Raw genomic sequence first — 14,325 nt, 5'->3', positions numbered from 1 at the left:
TACTGCGCCCTTCAAAAGCGGGATGAACGGACTGGGAACCATTGGTCAGTCAAGAGTAATGGGATCACGTGTTCGATTTTTCAGGCAATCGACCGTGTTCGCCCGAACGGATGAAACGCTAGCGCGTGGAACGCTCCGCTCGTGGGAACGACGGACAAGTGCTCCGGGTCACGATCGAACCAGATATGGGGGACATCCTTTGAGCATCGCACCCACCACTGACATTCCCGTCCTGGCCGCCGCGACCTCGCGACTGCTGGCCACCGTGGACGCCCTGCGCGAGGAGCGGCTGGCCGAGCCCTCCCTGCTCCCGGGCTGGACCCGCGGCCACGTCCTGGCCCACATCGCCCGCAACGCGGACGGGCTGACCAACCTGCTGACGGGCGCGCGCACGGGCGCGCCCACCCCGATGTACCCGAGCCCGGAGGCCCGCGAGGAGGGCATCCGGGCGGGCGCGAAGCGCTCCCTCGCCGCCCACGCCGCGGACCTGCGCGCGAGCGCGGCCCGGTTCGACGCGGCCGTCGCCGCGATGCCGGACGCCGCGTGGGCGGCCGAGGTCCCGCACCGACTCGGCGCGTTCCCCGCGAGCGGGGTGGTCGCCAGGCGGATCGAGGAGGTCGAGTACCACCACGTCGACCTGGGTCTGCCGCAGGCGTACGCGCCGGGCGACTGGCCGGAGGCCTTCGTGCGGCACCAGCTCGCGCGCGTGAGCGCGAGGTTCGCGGGCCGCGAGGGGCTGCCGAGCCTCTGCCTCGTCGACACCGACCACCCGGCCGACGCGGAGGGTGAGCCCGACCCCCGGTCCGTCCACGACACGGGCGCGCCGAGGGGCTCGCACCACGCCGACGTCACCGTGATCGGCCCCGGGTCGGCCTTGCTGGCCTGGCTCACCGGCCGCTCCGACGGCGGCGGCCTCGACGTGCTGCTGGGCAGCGCCCAGGCACCGGACCCGGTGGCCGCCCTGCCGGCGCTCCCGCCGCTAGGCTGATCCCATGACGTATCACGGAGCGGTGAAGGTCGGCGGGACGCCCGACGTCCGGGAGTTGGCGCACCTGGTGGTCACCAAGGTCGCCGTCGGGCCCATGAACAACAACGCCTACCTGCTGCGCTGCCGGGCCACCGACGAGCAGTTGCTGATCGACGCCGCGGCGGACGCCCCCGTGCTGCTGGAGTCCGTCGGCGACAGCCTGGCCACCGTGGTCACCACGCACCGCCACCAGGACCACTGGAACGCCCTCGCCGACGTCGTCCGCGCCACCGGCGCGCGGACGGCTGCGGGCCGCATCGATGCCGAGGGCATCCCGGTGCCGACGGACCTCCCGCTGGACGACGGTGACACCCTGCGCGTCGGCGAGGTCAGCCTGACCGTCCGCCACCTGGTCGGCCACACGCCGGGCGCGATCGTCCTGCTCTACGACGACCCGCAGGGCCACCCGCACCTGTTCACCGGCGACTGCCTCTTCCCCGGCGGGGTCGGCAACACCTGGGGCGACCCGGCGGCGTTCCGCAGCCTCTTCCACGACGTCAGCACCAAGCTCTTCGCCCCGCTGCCGGACGAGACCTGGGTCTACCCGGGCCACGGTGACGACACCACGCTCGGCGCGGAGCGCCCCCACCTCGCCGAGTGGGAGGCCCGGGGCTGGTGACCGACGCCGCCTGTGCCCTCACCAAGCTGGGAGCGCACCCGGGGCTGTGTCTCACGTGCGCGCACCGGCTGCTGAACGAGACCCGGCGCGGCACCGCGTACCTGCGTTGCGGGCGGGCGTCGTCGGACGGGACGCTGCCGCGTTATCCCCGCCTGCCGGTGCTCGACTGTCACGGTTTCACACCGACGGAAGATCGGGCTCCGCAAGCTCTCGACAAGTGATCATCCACCGTGCAGGATGTGTCCCGCCTGCCCGTCCGCGCCATTCCCCCGTTGCCGCGGACGGGCAGTGCTGTTCCACGGAAGGGGCGCGGCATGGGGCTGTTCGACAGGCGCCGGCGGGCGAACGCCGAGGCGGAGGCGCGGGCGAACGTCGCGACGTTCGTCGCGCTGCGAAACGCCGAGCAGGTGCGTACGGCCGAGCCCCGGATCCGCTCCGCCGTCGACCGGGCCGCCGCGGCGCTCGGTGGCGGCCACATGCTGACGCTGCGTCTGCGCGAGCTGCTCGGCCAGGCCCTCGCCGACCAGGGCCGCGGCGAGGACGCCCTGCGCGAGTACCGGACGGTCGCGGACACGGCGGGCCGCGACGGCGAACAGCTCGTGGAGCGCCTGGCCGCCCATTCCAATCTCGCGGGCCAACTCTGCATGGAGCAGCGCTACGAGGAGGCCGAGCGGGAGGCCCGCCGGCTGCTCGCGGAGGTCGAACGGCTTCCGGTGGACATGCGTGTGTACCCGCGGCTCTCCGCGCTCAACTCCGTCGGCCGGGCCCTCGTCGGCCTGGAGCGTCCGGCCGAGGCGGAGCAACTCCTGCGCGCGGCCCTCGCCGAGTCGGCCTCGGCCACGCTCCCGGTCGGCAGCTTCCAGCGCATCCTCGACGTCAACCTGGCCTCCGCACTGAGCGCCCAGGAGCGCCACGACGAGGCGCTCGCCCGGCTCGACGCCGCGGCCGCGATCGTCGATCCGTCGGGGGCGCGGGCCGGTGCGAGCGCCATCGGCATGGGGCGGGCGACGGCGCTGCTCGGCCTGGGCCGCCACGCCGAGGCGGCGGAAGCGGCCAGGGCAGGCCTGGACGCCGCGCTCGTCGCCTTCGACGAACCACACCCGCGCGTGCGGCGCCTGCGCGCCCTGCTGGCCGAGGCGGAAGCCGCAGTCACCGCCACCCGCTGAGCCCTCGGCGACCTGGCACAATGGCGCGCCGGAGATCGACGGAGGGGTGGGGATGGGGCGTTTGCGGGAGTGGCGGGCCACGCAACGACTGGCGTCGGACCTGGCCGCGAAGGCGCTGGGGACGCAGCCGTACTTCGCGTCCGGCCGGTACGGCGAGATGCTGCACCCGCTGCGTACCTGGCTGGCCGAGGCCGAGGCCGGGCTCGCGCCCGAGCACGACGTGACGCTGGAGCTCCGGTTCCGCCTGGCGGCCGCGCTGCGCGCGACCGGCGCCGTCGCGGAGTCGGGCGAGCAGGCGGCGTTGGTGGTGGCCGCGCGGGAGCGGCTCGGCAGCAGTCAGACGCTGGTGCAGGCGTGGGTCCTGCACGCCGACGCACTGGACCGGGTGGGCCGTCACGACGAGGCGGCCGAGGCGTGGGCGGGACTGACCACGCTCGCCGACTCGGACGACGACCGACGCGCCCTCACCCGCGTCTCCCAGGCCCGACGCGCGGCCGCGCTCTGTCACGCCGAGCGGTTCGGCGAGGCGGAGGCGGAGGTCCACCAGCTCCTGCAGTCCGCCGCCGGAACACCGGGCCCGGCGGGGGCCGCCGTGCGCCTGTCGGCGCTGATCCTGCTCTCGGCGGCCCTGACCGGCCAGGGCCGGCCGGTGGAGGCGGAGTCGGCGGCCCGGCAGGGCCTCGTCGTCGCCGCGAGCGAGGGCGGCAGCGCTCCCTCGGCCGAGACGGACTCCCACGTGCTCCAGGTGAACCTCGCCGCGGCCCTGACCGCACAGGGCCGCCACCACGAGGCGCTGGACGTCCTCGCCGCGGCGCCTGTGCCCGCGCAGGTCACCGCCGAGACCGCCGCGGCCACCGCGATCGTCGAGGCCCGCGCGCTCCTCGCCCTCGGCCGTCGCGACGACGCCGCCCGCACCCTGCGCGCGGCCCTGCCCGCCGCCGAACAGTTCTTCGGCCCGGACCACACCCGCCTGCACGAACTGCGCGCCCTCCTCGCCCGGGCCGACGGCGTGGTCGGCCACGCCTGACCGGACGGCTACAGCGGGAGCCGGACCTCGAAGGCCGTGTGGCCGGGGCGGGAGTCGAGAGAGACGGTGCCGGTGTGGGCGGTGACCACCGCCTGGACGATGGCGAGGCCGAGGCCGGTGGAGCCGGTGGCGCGGGAGCGGGTGCGGTCGCCACGGATGAAGCGCTCGAAGACGTGCGGGGTGAGGTCCGGCGGGATGCCAGGGCCGGTGTCGGTGACGGTGAGGTGGACCGACTCGGCCGAGGTGCGCAGGGCGAGGCAGACCTGGGTACCGGGCGGGGTGTGGACGCGGGCGTTGGCCAGGAGGTTGGCCAGGACCTGACGGAGCCGGTCCGCGTCACCGGTGAGCAGGACGGGCTCCTCGGGGAGCTCCAGGCGCCAGCGGTGGTCGGGGCCGGCCGCGCGGGCGTCGGTGACGCAGTCGAGGGCGAGGCGGGTGAGGTCGACCTCCTCGCGGGCCAGCGGACGGCCCGCGTCGAGGCGGGCCAGCAGGAGCAGGTCCTCGACGATCGCGCCCATCCGCAGCGACTCCGCCTCGATGCGGCGCAGCGAGTGCCGCACCGGCTCCGGCGTCGGCTCGGGGGTGCGCAGCGCCAGCTCCGCGTGACCGCGGATGGCGGCGACGGGGGTGCGCAGCTCGTGGCTGGCGTCGGCGGCGAAGCCGCGCAGTCGTTCGGCGACGGACTGGCGCTGGGCCAGGGCGTCCTCGACGTGGCCCAGCATCAGGTTGAGCGCGATGCCGACACGGCCCACCTCGGTCTGGGGATCGGTGTCGGGGACGCGTTCGCGCAGCGCGACCTCTCCGCTGGCCAGCCGCAGCGCGCTGACCTGCTCGGCGGTGCGGGTGACCCGCTCCAGCGGGCGCAGTGCGAGCCGCACCCAGAACGTGCCGCCCACCGCCGTCAGGGCGAAGAGCCCGGCGAAGACCAGCAGTTCGACCAGGAGGAGCCGTCGGACGGTGCCCTCGACGGGCGCCAGCGGCAGGCCGGAGACCAGGATGTCCCCGTCCCGCCCGTGCTGGGCGACCAGGCGGTACTCCCCCACCCTGCCCAGGCCGCGGGTGACCGGCCCGGCGCCGATGGGGAGAGCCGCGAACACGGCCTGGGTGGCGGGCCCGAACCGGGGGTGGTCGTCCGGGTCCCCGCCCGCCGCGTCGTCGGCGTCCCCGTCCACGATGCCGACGGCGGCGACGTCGCCCTCACGCAGGACGACGCCGAGGGTGCCGGTGGACTGCGCCCGGGTGTCCCCGTGCGTCGTCACGTTCTCCAGGCTCGCGGCATAGCGGCCACCGGTCTCGGTGAGCTGCTGGTCGACCTTGGCGACGAGAAAACTGTGCAGCTCGGACACGGTCACCAGCCCGATCGCCGTGCTCGCCAGGGCTAGCAGCGCCAGCAGCCCGGCGATCAGGCGGCCGCGCAGCGTGCGCGGCGGTCGCAGGAACCGCCTGCGGCGGGGCTCAGCCATGCGGGGCTTTGAGCAGGTACCCGGCGCCGCGCACGGTGTGGATCAGCGGCTCCCGGCCGTGGTCGATCTTCTTGCGCAGGTAGCTGATGTAGAGCTCGACGACGTGCGCCTGCCCGCCGAAGTCGTAGGACCAGACCGCGTCCAGGATCTGCGCCTTGCTCAGCACCCGGCGCGGGTGCCGCATCAGGTAGCGCAGCAGCGCGTACTCGGTCGGGCTGAGGTCGATCAGCTCGCCGCCCCGGGTCACCTCGTGGGCGCGCTCGTCGAGCGCCAGGTCGGCCAGGGTGAGGACGTCCTCCGCCGCCGCCTCGGCGGCCTGCACGGAGGGGGGCTGGGCGCGCCGCAGCAGGCCGCGCAACCGGACCACGACCTCGGCCAGGCTGAACGGCTTGGTCACGTAGTCGTCGCCACCGGCGGAGATGCCGCCGATCCGGTCCTCGACCGCGTCCCGCGCGGTCAGGAAGAGGACCCGCACCTCCGGCTGTTCGGCGTGGACCCGGCGCAGCACCTCCAGCCCGTCGAAGTCGGGCAGCATCACGTCCAGCACGATGGCGTCCGGCCGCCAACGGCTGGCCAGCGCCACGGCCTCCCGGCCGCTGCCCGCGCCGCGGGTCTCCCAGCCCTCGTAGCGCAGCGCCCCGCACAGCACGTCGACCAGGTCGGGCTCGTCGTCGACGACGAGGATGCGCCGTGCGGGCGTGGACATGAGGGTCTCCTGGGACATGGGGCCATTCTGGGGCAGTCGAGTGAGCGGCCATGAGAAAGCAATGAGATCACCTTGCCCGCCCGGCCTGTCGAAATCCCCGCGCTTGAGCCTCTGACCTGCCAGAACACCCCCTGAGGGGGACGTGAAGGGCCTCTTACTCATAGGGAATTCTGAACCTGCGCTGTCAGGGTTACGGGAAGCCGAACAGTACGGGACAGAGGGAGTCGCCGATGAGCGCCGTCACGCAACAGCGCGCCGCCCGCGCGGGCGCGCACCGCGGCGCCCCCACCGGGGGATCCACGATGCCCGTGGACACCGTCGCACGCCTGGTCCTGGCCGCGATAGCCCTCGGCGCCCTGGGTGTCGTGGCGATCTGGTGGAAGAACACGCTCGGAGTCGACGGCGTCGACCAGTGGCTGACCAACGCGGGCCGGATCACCGGTCTGCTGGCCGGCTACGCCGCGCCGGTGCTGCTGCTGCTCATGGCCCGCATCCCCTTGCTGGAGCGGGAGGTCGGCTCCGACCGGCTGGCCCGCTGGCACGCGATGGGCGGCCGCTACCTGGTCGGCCTCATCGCCACCCACGTGATCACCGTCATCTGGGGCTACGCCCTGACCGCGCACAAGAACGTGATCGGCGAGGGCGTCAGCGTGGTGCTGACCTATCCCGACATGCTGAAGGCCACCTTCGGCACCCTGATCCTGCTGGGCACCGGGTTCTTCTCGGCGCGGGCCGCCCGCAAGCGGCTCGGCTACGAGACCTGGTACTACCTGCACCTGGCCACCTACGTCGCGGTCGCGCTCGGCTTCGCCCACCAGCTCAGCAACGGCGCCGACCTCGGCGAGGGCCCGGAACGCCTGCTCTGGTACGGGCTCTACCTGGGCACGGCCGCGGCCGTCGGCTGGTTCCGGCTGCTGCGCCCGTGGCAGCTGGACCGGCGGCACCAGCTGCGCGTGGCCGAGGTCCGGCCGGAGGGCCCCGGCACGGTCTCGCTGTTCCTGACCGGACGCCACCTGGACGAGCTCGGCGCCGAGGCCGGCCAGTTCTTCCGCCTCCAGTTCCAGGCGAAGGGCCTGCGCCTGGCCGCCAACCCGTACTCGCTCTCGGCCCCGCCGACGCGCGACTACCTGCGCTTCACGGTCAAGGACCTGGGTGGCCACAGCGCCGCCGTCGCCCGGCTGAAGCCCGGCACCAAGGTGCGGGCCGAGGGCCCGTACGGCGCCTTCACCGCGCGGCGCCGCCGCTCGCGGCAGGTGCTGCTGCTGGCCGCGGGCGTCGGGATCACCCCGCTGCGCGCCCTCTTCGAGAGCCTGCCGGCCCGGCGCGGCGAGCTCACCCTGCTCTATCGCGCCAGCACGGCGGAGGAACTGCTCTTCCGGCGTGAACTGACCGCCATCGCCGAGGCGCGCGGCGCACGCCTGCAGTTCCTGGTCGGCCGCCGCAGCGAGGTGGGCGACCCGATCCAGCCGGGCGTGCTCCGGCAACTGGTCCCCGACCTGGCCGCGCACGACGTCTACGTCTGCGGACCGGAGGCGTTCATGGAACACGCCGTCACGGCGCTGCGCCAGGCCCGCGTGCCGCGCCACCGCATCCACCACGAGTCCTTCAGCTTCTGATCCGCCCAGCTTCTGATCCAGCCAGACACCGGAGGCCCGCCATGCGTCGCGCCATCGTCACGACCACCGCCACGGCGGCCGGCGTCGTCCTGCTCCTGTCGCTCAAGCCGCACGGCTCGCAGTCGGCCGCGTCCCAGGCACCCGTCATCAGCTCCGGGGGTTCGAGCACCTCCGGCGGTTCGGGTGGCTCCTCGACGACCTCGACGAACACCGACACGAACTCGTCGAGCTCGTCCAACTCGTCGAGTTCGTCCCAGACGTCCAAGACCTCCAAGACCTCCAAGACGTCGAGCGGGAGCTACACCGGGACCGCCGTCGACACCCGCTACGGCCCCGTCCAGGTCCGGATCGACCTCAGCAACGGCAAGATCAGCAAGATCGACGTGCTGCAGTACCCGAACGGGATGCAGCGCGACGTGGACATCAACAGCTACGCGCTCCCCGTCCTCAACCAGGAGGCGCTCGCCGCCCAGAGCGCGCAGATCGACGCGGTCTCCGGCGCCACCTACACCAGCGACGGCTACACCCAGTCACTGCAGAGCGCCCTCGACCAGGCGGGGCTCAAGTGATCACCAAGCACGCCGAGCACGTCATGGGCACGGTCTTCTCGTTCGTGGTCCGCGACCCGAGCCCGGCCGTGGACGAGGCGCTGCGCGAGGCCGTCGCCCGGCTGCACGCGATCGACGCCCGCTTCTCGCCCTACCGGGCGGACAGCGAGGTGAGCCGGATCGTGCACGGCGAGGCGTCCCTGACGAACGCGAGCGCGGAGCTCGCCGAGGTGCTGGACCGCTGCGCGGAGATCGAGAAGCTGACCGAGGGCTGGTTCAGCGCCTACCCGGAGGGCCGGCTGGACCCGAGCGGCTGGGTCAAGGGCTGGGCCGTCGAGCAAGCCTGCGCACTGCTGTGCGAGGCCGGGTCGACGGAGCACTGCGTGAACGGCGGCGGCGACGTGCAGTCCGTCGGCGGGCCCTGGCGGATCGGCGTGGCCGACCCGTTCCGCCCCGGTTCGCTGGCGGCCGTGCTGGCCGGGCGCGATCTGGTGGTCGCCACCTCGGGCACCGGCGAGCGCGGCGCCCACATCCTCGACCCGCGCACGGGCGAGTCCGCGACGGGCCTGCTCTCGCTGACGCTGGTCACCTCCGGCCCGGCCCGGCTGGCCCGCACCGACGCCTGTGCCACGGCCGCGTTCGCCATGGGCCCGGAGGCGGGCCTGGCCTGGGTCGAGCGGCAGCCGGATCTGGAGGCGCTGGCGATCCTCCCCGACCCCGCCGCACCGAAGCGCGCGACCAGCGAGTACCTGCGCTTCTCCGTCTGAGGCCGCCCGGGGGCAGGCCGGACACGACGACGCCCCGCAGCGGACCAGCCGCTGCGGGGCGTCGTACGTGAGCCGGGTGGCGTCAGATGACGGTGATGTTCTCCGCCTGCGGGCCCTTCTGGCCCTGCGTGACGTCGAACTCGACCTTCTGGCCTTCCAGCAGCTCACGGAAGCCGGAAGAGTTGATGTTCGAGTAGTGGGCGAAGACGTCGGCGCCGCCGCCGTCCTGCTCGATGAAGCCGAAGCCCTTCTCGGCGTTGAACCACTTGACGGTACCGGTCGCCATAATCTGTATTTCTCCTCGTTCTGCGGTGATGCAAGGCAAGACGGTACACGTTCCGCGATCAACGGGCTACGACCTTTCGCTTCCGCCACGCCGAAGAGTGAGGCAAAGGCCGATCCTGTAGGCTTGAGGGAGTTGCAGTCGTGGTTCCCTAAGCTTCACCGCCCGTGATCGCGATCACGGGCGTTCGTGCTTTCTGAGGTCTCTCCGGACCAGGGTGATCATTCCGGCGACTCGGCCCTCGCAAGACCGCAACGGGCCGACCAACTCTGGAGATTGGGGAAACCTATGGCCACCGGAACCGTGAAGTGGTTCAACGCCGAGAAGGGCTTCGGCTTCATCGAGCAGGACGGCGGCGGCGCCGACGTCTTCGCCCACTACTCGAACATCAGCTCGCAGGGCTACCGTGAGCTCTTCGAGGGCCAGAAGGTCGAGTTCGACGTCACGCAGGGCCCGAAGGGCCCGCAGGCCGAGAACATCGTGCCGCAGAGCTGACCTCGCAGCTGACCGACGTCAGCACGCGCGAGAGCGCCCCGCACCGGCAGGCCGGTGCGGGGCGCTCTCGCGTGCTCAGTGCTGGTGCTTGGACCGGCCCTCGTTCGGGAACCTCAAGCCGCCCATGAGGAAGACCAGCAGTCCCGCGCAGATGGCGATGACAGCGATCGAGAACCCGATCATCTCCAGGACCTTCACGGTTCGCCCCTTTCGTCCCTTCGGACCCTAGGGCAGACCCGGGACGGCGGCCAGTCCTGTCACACCGTTCGGCGCCGCAGCGTCGCCGCGCCCAGGGCCAGCGCCAGCAGCGTGCAGCCCAGCACCACCACGAGATCCACGGCGAGCGCGCCGTCGAATCCGCTCTGCGTGGTGATCCTGTTCATCGCGTCGACGGCGTAGCTGAGCGGCAGCACGTCGGAGATCGCGCGCAGCCAGCCCGCCATGGTGTCACGCGGCGTGAACAGCCCGCAGAGCAGCAGCTGCGGCAGCAGGAAGGCCGGCATGAACTGCACGGCCTGGAACTCCGTCGCGGCGAACGCGGAGACGAAGAGCCCGAGCGCCATCCCGAGCAGGCCGTCCGCGACGGCCACGGCGAGCAGCGCCCAGCTCGGCCCCGCGACGCTCAGCCCGAGCAGACCGACCGTCAGCCCGAACGCCAGCAGCCCCTGGACCAGGGCCACCAGCCCGAACGCCAGCGCGTAGCCGAGCAGCAGGTCCAGCTTGCCGAGCGGCATCGTCAGCAGCCGCTCCAGGGTGCCGGTGGTGCGCTCGCGCAGCGTGGCCACCGCGGTCACCAGGAACATCACGATCATCGGGAAAATCCCGAGCAACGGCGCCCCGAGGCTGTCGAAGACCTCCTGCCGCCCGTCGAAGGCGTACTTGAGCAACACGATCAGCAGGCACGGGACCAGCAGCAGCATGGCGATCGTGCGCGGGTCGCTGCGCAGTTGCAGCAGCACCCGGCGGGCGGTGGCGAGCGTGCGGTGCGGGTTCATCGGCCGTCCTCCGTTCCGGCTGCCCTTCCGAGTCCTGGTGCGGCTCCGGATGCTGGTGCGGTCCCGGATGCTGGTGCGGCTCCGGCGACGAGGGTGAGGAAGGCCTGCTCGATGTCCGCCGCGCCGGTCGCGGCGAGCAGCGCCTGCGGGGTGTCGTGGGCGAGCAGCCGCCCCTCGCGCATCAGCAGCAACGCGGTGCAGCGGGCGGCCTCGTCCATGACGTGGCTGGACACCAGCAGCGTCGCGCCGCCCGCGGCGAGCCGGTGGAACAGCTGCCACAGCTCCTGGCGCAGCACCGGGTCCAGCCCGACGGTCGGCTCGTCGAGCACCAGCAGCTCAGGTGTGCCGAGCAGCGCCGCCGCGAGGGAGACGCGGGCCCGCTGGCCTCCGGAGAGCCGACCGACGAGGTCCCCGGCGTGCTCGGTCAGGCCGACCTCCTCCAGCACCCGCGCCGGATCACCCTTCGGCGCGCCGAGGACCTCGGCGAAGTAGCGCAGGTTCGCGAGCACGGTGAGGTCGGCGTAGACGGACGGTGCCTGCGTCACGTAGCCGACCCGGTCCCGCAGGGCCGGCGCCCCCGCCGCCAGCCCGAGCACCCGCACCTCCCCGCTCTCGACCCGCTGCACTCCGACGACGCTGCGCAGCAGCGTCGTCTTTCCGCAGCCGCTCGGTCCGAGCAGCCCCGTGACCGAGCCGCGCTCGACCACCAGATCGATCCCGTGCAGCACGGGCCTACCGCCCCGCGTGACGCGCAGCCCGCGCACGTCGATCGCGGGCGTTGAATTCATCATGCGCTGAGTTTGGCGCCCGAGCCCCCTGCGGTCAAGAACCGGAACCGCCCGACCTACTCGACTGCCAGATAGTTCTGCAACGTCGGGGCGAGCAGGGGGACGAGTTCGTCCGGCGTCGCGGAGGCGATGGGTTCGGCACCGATGACGTAGCGGGCCACCGCGAGGCCGATGATCTGGGAGAGCACCAGCTCCGCCCGCAGCTCGGGGGACGGACCGCCCAGGTCGGCGGCGAGGCGGAGGACCAGCTCGCGCACCATGAACTCGCGCAGGATCCCGGCGATCTGCTCGCTGCCGACCGCCGTGCGCAACACCGCCAGCAGCCGGTGAAGGACCTCGGGCTGTTCCCACAGGGCGAGGACGAAGCGCGCCAGGCGCTCGCCCATCCCGTCACGGTCGCCGGACAGGACCAGCTCGACCACCGCGGAGGGATCGATCGGGAAGTCCAGCGCCGCCAGGAACAACCCCTCCTTGCTGCCGAAGTAGTGGTGCAGCAGGGCGGCGTCCACCCCGGCGGCGCGGGCGATGCCGCGCATGCTGGTCTGCTCGTAGCCACGGGCGGCGAACTCCGCGCGGGCGACCTCCAGGACCGCGCCGCGGGTGTCGGCGCCACCGGGTCGGCGCCCCGTACGGCGCGGGGCCTGCGCCCCGGCCTCTTCCTTCTCGCTCATGCCCTCATCCTTGCCGACGCTGTCGGATGATCCTTCATGCACGAGCCATGACTCTGCAACGTCGCGGGTCCACGATGAGCTGCAACACGTTCTCATCGGAAGGGTGAACGCCATGGCAACGGCCCCAACTCCCTTGCAACTCACGCAACTCGGTGGTCGCATCGGCGCCCTCGCGCACGGGGTGAAGCTCGGCGGCGAGCTGTCGGCCGAGACCGTCACGCAGATCCGCGCGGCCCTGCACACGCACAAGGTGATCTTCTTCAAGGGTCAGCACCACCTCGACGACGCGAGCCACGAGGCCTTCGCCCGACTGCTCGGGCAGCCGGTCGGGCACCCGACCGTCCCGGCCGCGGACGGGCGATACGTCTTCGAGCTGGACGCCACCAAGGGCGTGCGGGCGAACAACTGGCACACCGACGTGACCTTCGTGCCCTCCTATCCGGCCGCCTCCATCCTGCGGGCCGTCGAGCTGCCACCGGCCGGCGGGGAGACGATCTGGGCCAACACCGCCGCCGCCTACCGCTCACTGCCGCCCGCCCTGAAGGTCTTCGCCGAGCACCTGCGGGCCGTCCACACCAACGACTTCGACTACGCGGCGCGGCTCGGCCTGCGGCCGGAGCTGGCCGAGAACCGAGAGGTCGCGGAGCTGTTCCGGCAGGTCTTCGTGTCGACCGCGTTCAAGACCGAGCACCCGGTGGTGCGGGTGCACCCCGTCACCGGGGAGAAGACGATCCTGCTCGGCGCCTTCACCCAGAGCCTGGTCGGGTTCGCCAGCGACGACAGCCGCGAGCTGATCGCCCTGTTCCAGCGCTTCGTGGAGAAGCCCGAGCACACCGTCCGCTGGCGCTGGGAGGTCGGCGACGTCGCGATCTGGGACAACCGCGCCACCCAGCACTACGCGGTCAACGACTACGGCGACGAGCCGCGCCTGGTCCGCCGGATCACCCTCGACGGCGACCTGCCCGTCGGCGTCGACGGGCAGCCCAGCCGGCTCCTGGAACCGGCCGAGCCGCCACGCGTCGCCGGGATCGTCCCGGCCGCGGAACTGGAGGAGCTAGCGCTCCCCCGCTCCTGAGATCTCCTTCGCGTCGGCCGCGGGCGCCGCCGGGCGCGCGGCCGACCGGCGTGAGGCGATCAGGGAGGTCACCGTGGTGACCGCGAGGACGCCGACCACGACGGCGAGCGAGAGCGGCGTGCCGATCTCCGGCGCGGCGTGGACGCCCGCCTCGTGGAGGGCGTGCAGGAGCAGCTTCACGCCGATGAAGCCGAGGATGATCGACAGGCCGTAGGAGAGGTGGACCAGCCGGTCCAGCAGTCCGCCGACCAGGAAGTAGAGCTGGCGCAGGCCCATCAGCGCGAAGGCGTTGGCGGTGAAGACGATGTAGGCGTCCTGCGTCAGCCCGAAGATCGCGGGGATGGAGTCCATCGCGAAGAGCACGTCGGTGGTGCCGATGGCCAGGATCACCAGCAGCATCGGGGTGACTAGGCGGCGGCCGCCCTCGACGACGGTGAGCCGGGTGCCGCGGTAGCCGTCCGTGGTGGGGAAGCGGCGCTCGACCGCGCGCATCAGCTTGCTCTCCTCGTACTCCTCGTCCGGGGAGCCGCCGCGGGCCTCCTTGATCAGCTTCCAGGCGGTCCAGATCAGGAAGGCCCCGAAGAGGAAGAAGATCCACGAGAAGGAGGCGATCACGGCGGCGCCGGCCGCGATGAAGACCGCCCGCAGCACCAGGGCGATCAGCACCCCGATCATCAGTACCCGCTGCTGGTAGACGCGCGGGACGGCGAACTTCGCCATGATCAGCACGAAGACGAAGAGGTTGTCGACGCTGAGCGACTTCTCGGTGACGTACCCGGCGAGGAACTGCCCGGCCGGCGCGGAACCGGAGTGCCACCACAGGAAGCCGGCGAACAACCCGGCGAGGCCGATCCAGATCGCGGACCAGACGGCCGCCTCACGGATGGAGACCTCGTGCGGCTTGCGGCCGCCGACGAAGAAGTCGACAGCGATCAGGGCGACGAGAACCACGATGGTGGTGACCCACATGGCCACGGAAACGTCCACGGACGTCCTTCCTCCGGCAGAAGCGAGCGTGCTTCACTGCCGGAGGTCTCCTCCGCCCTGCCGGGAACCGGCCGGGCCGACACGCCCGGGAG

18 protein-coding genes are annotated in these 14,325 nt (G+C 72.5%); 10 read left to right on the top strand and 8 right to left on the bottom strand.

Going from position 1 to position 14,325, the window contains the following annotated elements; genetic code table 11:
- The first annotated feature begins 199 nt into the window (after positions 1 to 199).
- The 5 genes from ABH931_RS11155 (at position 200) to ABH931_RS11135 (ending at position 3,839) form a co-directional block, all read left to right on the top strand.
- Complete coding sequence (locus ABH931_RS11155) at positions 200 to 988, top strand: maleylpyruvate isomerase family mycothiol-dependent enzyme (protein ID WP_370112196.1); 789 nt, start codon at positions 200 to 202, stop codon at positions 986 to 988.
- A 4-nt stretch (positions 989 to 992) separates the two neighbouring features.
- A complete protein-coding gene (locus ABH931_RS11150) occupies positions 993 to 1,646 on the top strand; it encodes an MBL fold metallo-hydrolase (RefSeq protein WP_370112195.1) in 654 nt (217 codons plus the stop codon).
- Positions 1,643 to 1,867 carry a hypothetical protein gene (locus ABH931_RS11145; RefSeq protein ID WP_370112194.1) on the top strand — a complete coding sequence of 75 codons (225 nt, stop codon included), beginning with the start codon at positions 1,643 to 1,645 and terminating at the stop codon, positions 1,865 to 1,867. The genes ABH931_RS11150 and ABH931_RS11145 overlap by 4 nt, the downstream gene beginning before the upstream one ends.
- A 93-nt stretch (positions 1,868 to 1,960) precedes the next feature.
- Complete coding sequence (locus ABH931_RS11140; protein ID WP_370112193.1) at positions 1,961 to 2,812, top strand: hypothetical protein; 852 nt, start codon at positions 1,961 to 1,963, stop codon at positions 2,810 to 2,812.
- 52 nt (positions 2,813 to 2,864) lie between these two features.
- A complete protein-coding gene (locus tag ABH931_RS11135) occupies positions 2,865 to 3,839 on the top strand; it encodes a hypothetical protein (protein ID WP_370112192.1) in 975 nt (324 codons plus the stop codon).
- A gap of 8 nt (positions 3,840 to 3,847) precedes the next feature.
- Here the strand turns inward: ABH931_RS11135 and ABH931_RS11130 are convergent, their stop codons facing one another.
- Complete coding sequence (locus ABH931_RS11130) at positions 3,848 to 5,302, bottom strand: sensor histidine kinase (RefSeq protein ID WP_370112191.1); 1,455 nt, start codon at positions 5,300 to 5,302, stop codon at positions 3,848 to 3,850.
- Entirely contained in the window at positions 5,295 to 6,026 is a 732-nt protein-coding gene (locus ABH931_RS11125; RefSeq protein WP_370112190.1) for a response regulator transcription factor, read from the bottom strand. Before ABH931_RS11125 ends, ABH931_RS11130 begins: the two co-directional genes overlap by 8 nt.
- Positions 6,027 to 6,238: 212 nt before the next feature.
- Here ABH931_RS11125 and ABH931_RS11120 point away from each other — a divergent pair, with 212 nt between their 5' ends.
- Genes ABH931_RS11120 through ABH931_RS11110 form a run of 3 tightly spaced genes read left to right on the top strand, consistent with a single transcriptional unit; the run spans position 6,239 to position 8,939 of the window.
- On the top strand, positions 6,239 to 7,624 hold the full coding sequence (locus ABH931_RS11120; protein WP_370112189.1) for a ferric reductase-like transmembrane domain-containing protein: 1,386 nt from the start codon (positions 6,239 to 6,241) through the stop codon (positions 7,622 to 7,624).
- A 41-nt stretch (positions 7,625 to 7,665) separates the two neighbouring features.
- Positions 7,666 to 8,193, top strand: a complete 528-nt coding sequence (locus ABH931_RS11115; protein WP_370112188.1) for an FMN-binding protein — start codon at positions 7,666 to 7,668, stop codon at positions 8,191 to 8,193.
- Positions 8,194 to 8,216: 23 nt separating this feature from the next.
- Positions 8,217 to 8,939: an FAD:protein FMN transferase gene (locus ABH931_RS11110; RefSeq protein ID WP_370112216.1), complete on the top strand. Its 723-nt coding sequence runs from the start codon at positions 8,217 to 8,219 to the stop codon at positions 8,937 to 8,939.
- Positions 8,940 to 9,021: 82 nt separating this feature from the next.
- Here ABH931_RS11110 and ABH931_RS11105 read toward each other — a convergent pair whose 3' ends face one another.
- A complete protein-coding gene (locus ABH931_RS11105; RefSeq protein ID WP_370112187.1) occupies positions 9,022 to 9,225 on the bottom strand; it encodes a cold-shock protein in 204 nt (67 codons plus the stop codon).
- 285 nt (positions 9,226 to 9,510) lie between these two features.
- On the opposite strand from ABH931_RS11105, the gene ABH931_RS11100 reads away from it, so the two are divergent.
- Positions 9,511 to 9,717: a cold-shock protein gene (locus ABH931_RS11100; protein WP_370112186.1), complete on the top strand. Its 207-nt coding sequence runs from the start codon at positions 9,511 to 9,513 to the stop codon at positions 9,715 to 9,717.
- A 75-nt stretch (positions 9,718 to 9,792) separates the two neighbouring features.
- Here ABH931_RS11100 and ABH931_RS11095 read toward each other — a convergent pair whose 3' ends face one another.
- From ABH931_RS11095 to ABH931_RS11080, 4 genes are read right to left on the bottom strand one after another with little or no spacing between them, the layout of a single operon-like run.
- On the bottom strand, positions 9,793 to 9,915 hold the full coding sequence (locus ABH931_RS11095) for a hypothetical protein (RefSeq protein WP_370112185.1): 123 nt from the start codon (positions 9,913 to 9,915) through the stop codon (positions 9,793 to 9,795).
- A 59-nt stretch (positions 9,916 to 9,974) separates the two neighbouring features.
- Positions 9,975 to 10,712, bottom strand: coding sequence for an ABC transporter permease (locus ABH931_RS11090; RefSeq protein ID WP_370112184.1), 738 nt, complete (start codon positions 10,710 to 10,712; stop codon positions 9,975 to 9,977).
- Positions 10,709 to 11,503, bottom strand: a complete 795-nt coding sequence (locus ABH931_RS11085; protein ID WP_370112183.1) for an ABC transporter ATP-binding protein — start codon at positions 11,501 to 11,503, stop codon at positions 10,709 to 10,711. The genes ABH931_RS11090 and ABH931_RS11085 overlap by 4 nt, the downstream gene beginning before the upstream one ends.
- A 53-nt stretch (positions 11,504 to 11,556) precedes the next feature.
- A complete protein-coding gene (locus ABH931_RS11080; protein ID WP_370112182.1) occupies positions 11,557 to 12,171 on the bottom strand; it encodes a TetR family transcriptional regulator in 615 nt (204 codons plus the stop codon).
- A gap of 112 nt (positions 12,172 to 12,283) precedes the next feature.
- Between ABH931_RS11080 and ABH931_RS11075 the strand changes: the two genes are divergently transcribed.
- On the top strand, positions 12,284 to 13,246 hold the full coding sequence (locus tag ABH931_RS11075; protein ID WP_370112181.1) for a TauD/TfdA dioxygenase family protein: 963 nt from the start codon (positions 12,284 to 12,286) through the stop codon (positions 13,244 to 13,246).
- Here the strand turns inward: ABH931_RS11075 and ABH931_RS11070 are convergent.
- The gene (locus ABH931_RS11070; protein WP_370112180.1) at positions 13,226 to 14,233 is read right to left on the bottom strand and encodes a TerC family protein; all 1,008 of its coding nucleotides are present in this window, start codon (positions 14,231 to 14,233) and stop codon (positions 13,226 to 13,228) included. The two genes, ABH931_RS11075 and ABH931_RS11070, sit on opposite strands and share 21 nt — an antisense overlap.
- Between the last annotated feature and the right edge of the window lie 92 nt (positions 14,234 to 14,325).

It is taken from the genome of Streptacidiphilus sp. MAP12-33 (genome assembly GCF_041261265.1).
GTDB lineage: Bacteria > Actinomycetota > Actinomycetes > Streptomycetales > Streptomycetaceae > Streptacidiphilus.
This window is presented reverse-complemented; position numbering and strand designations above follow the sequence as displayed.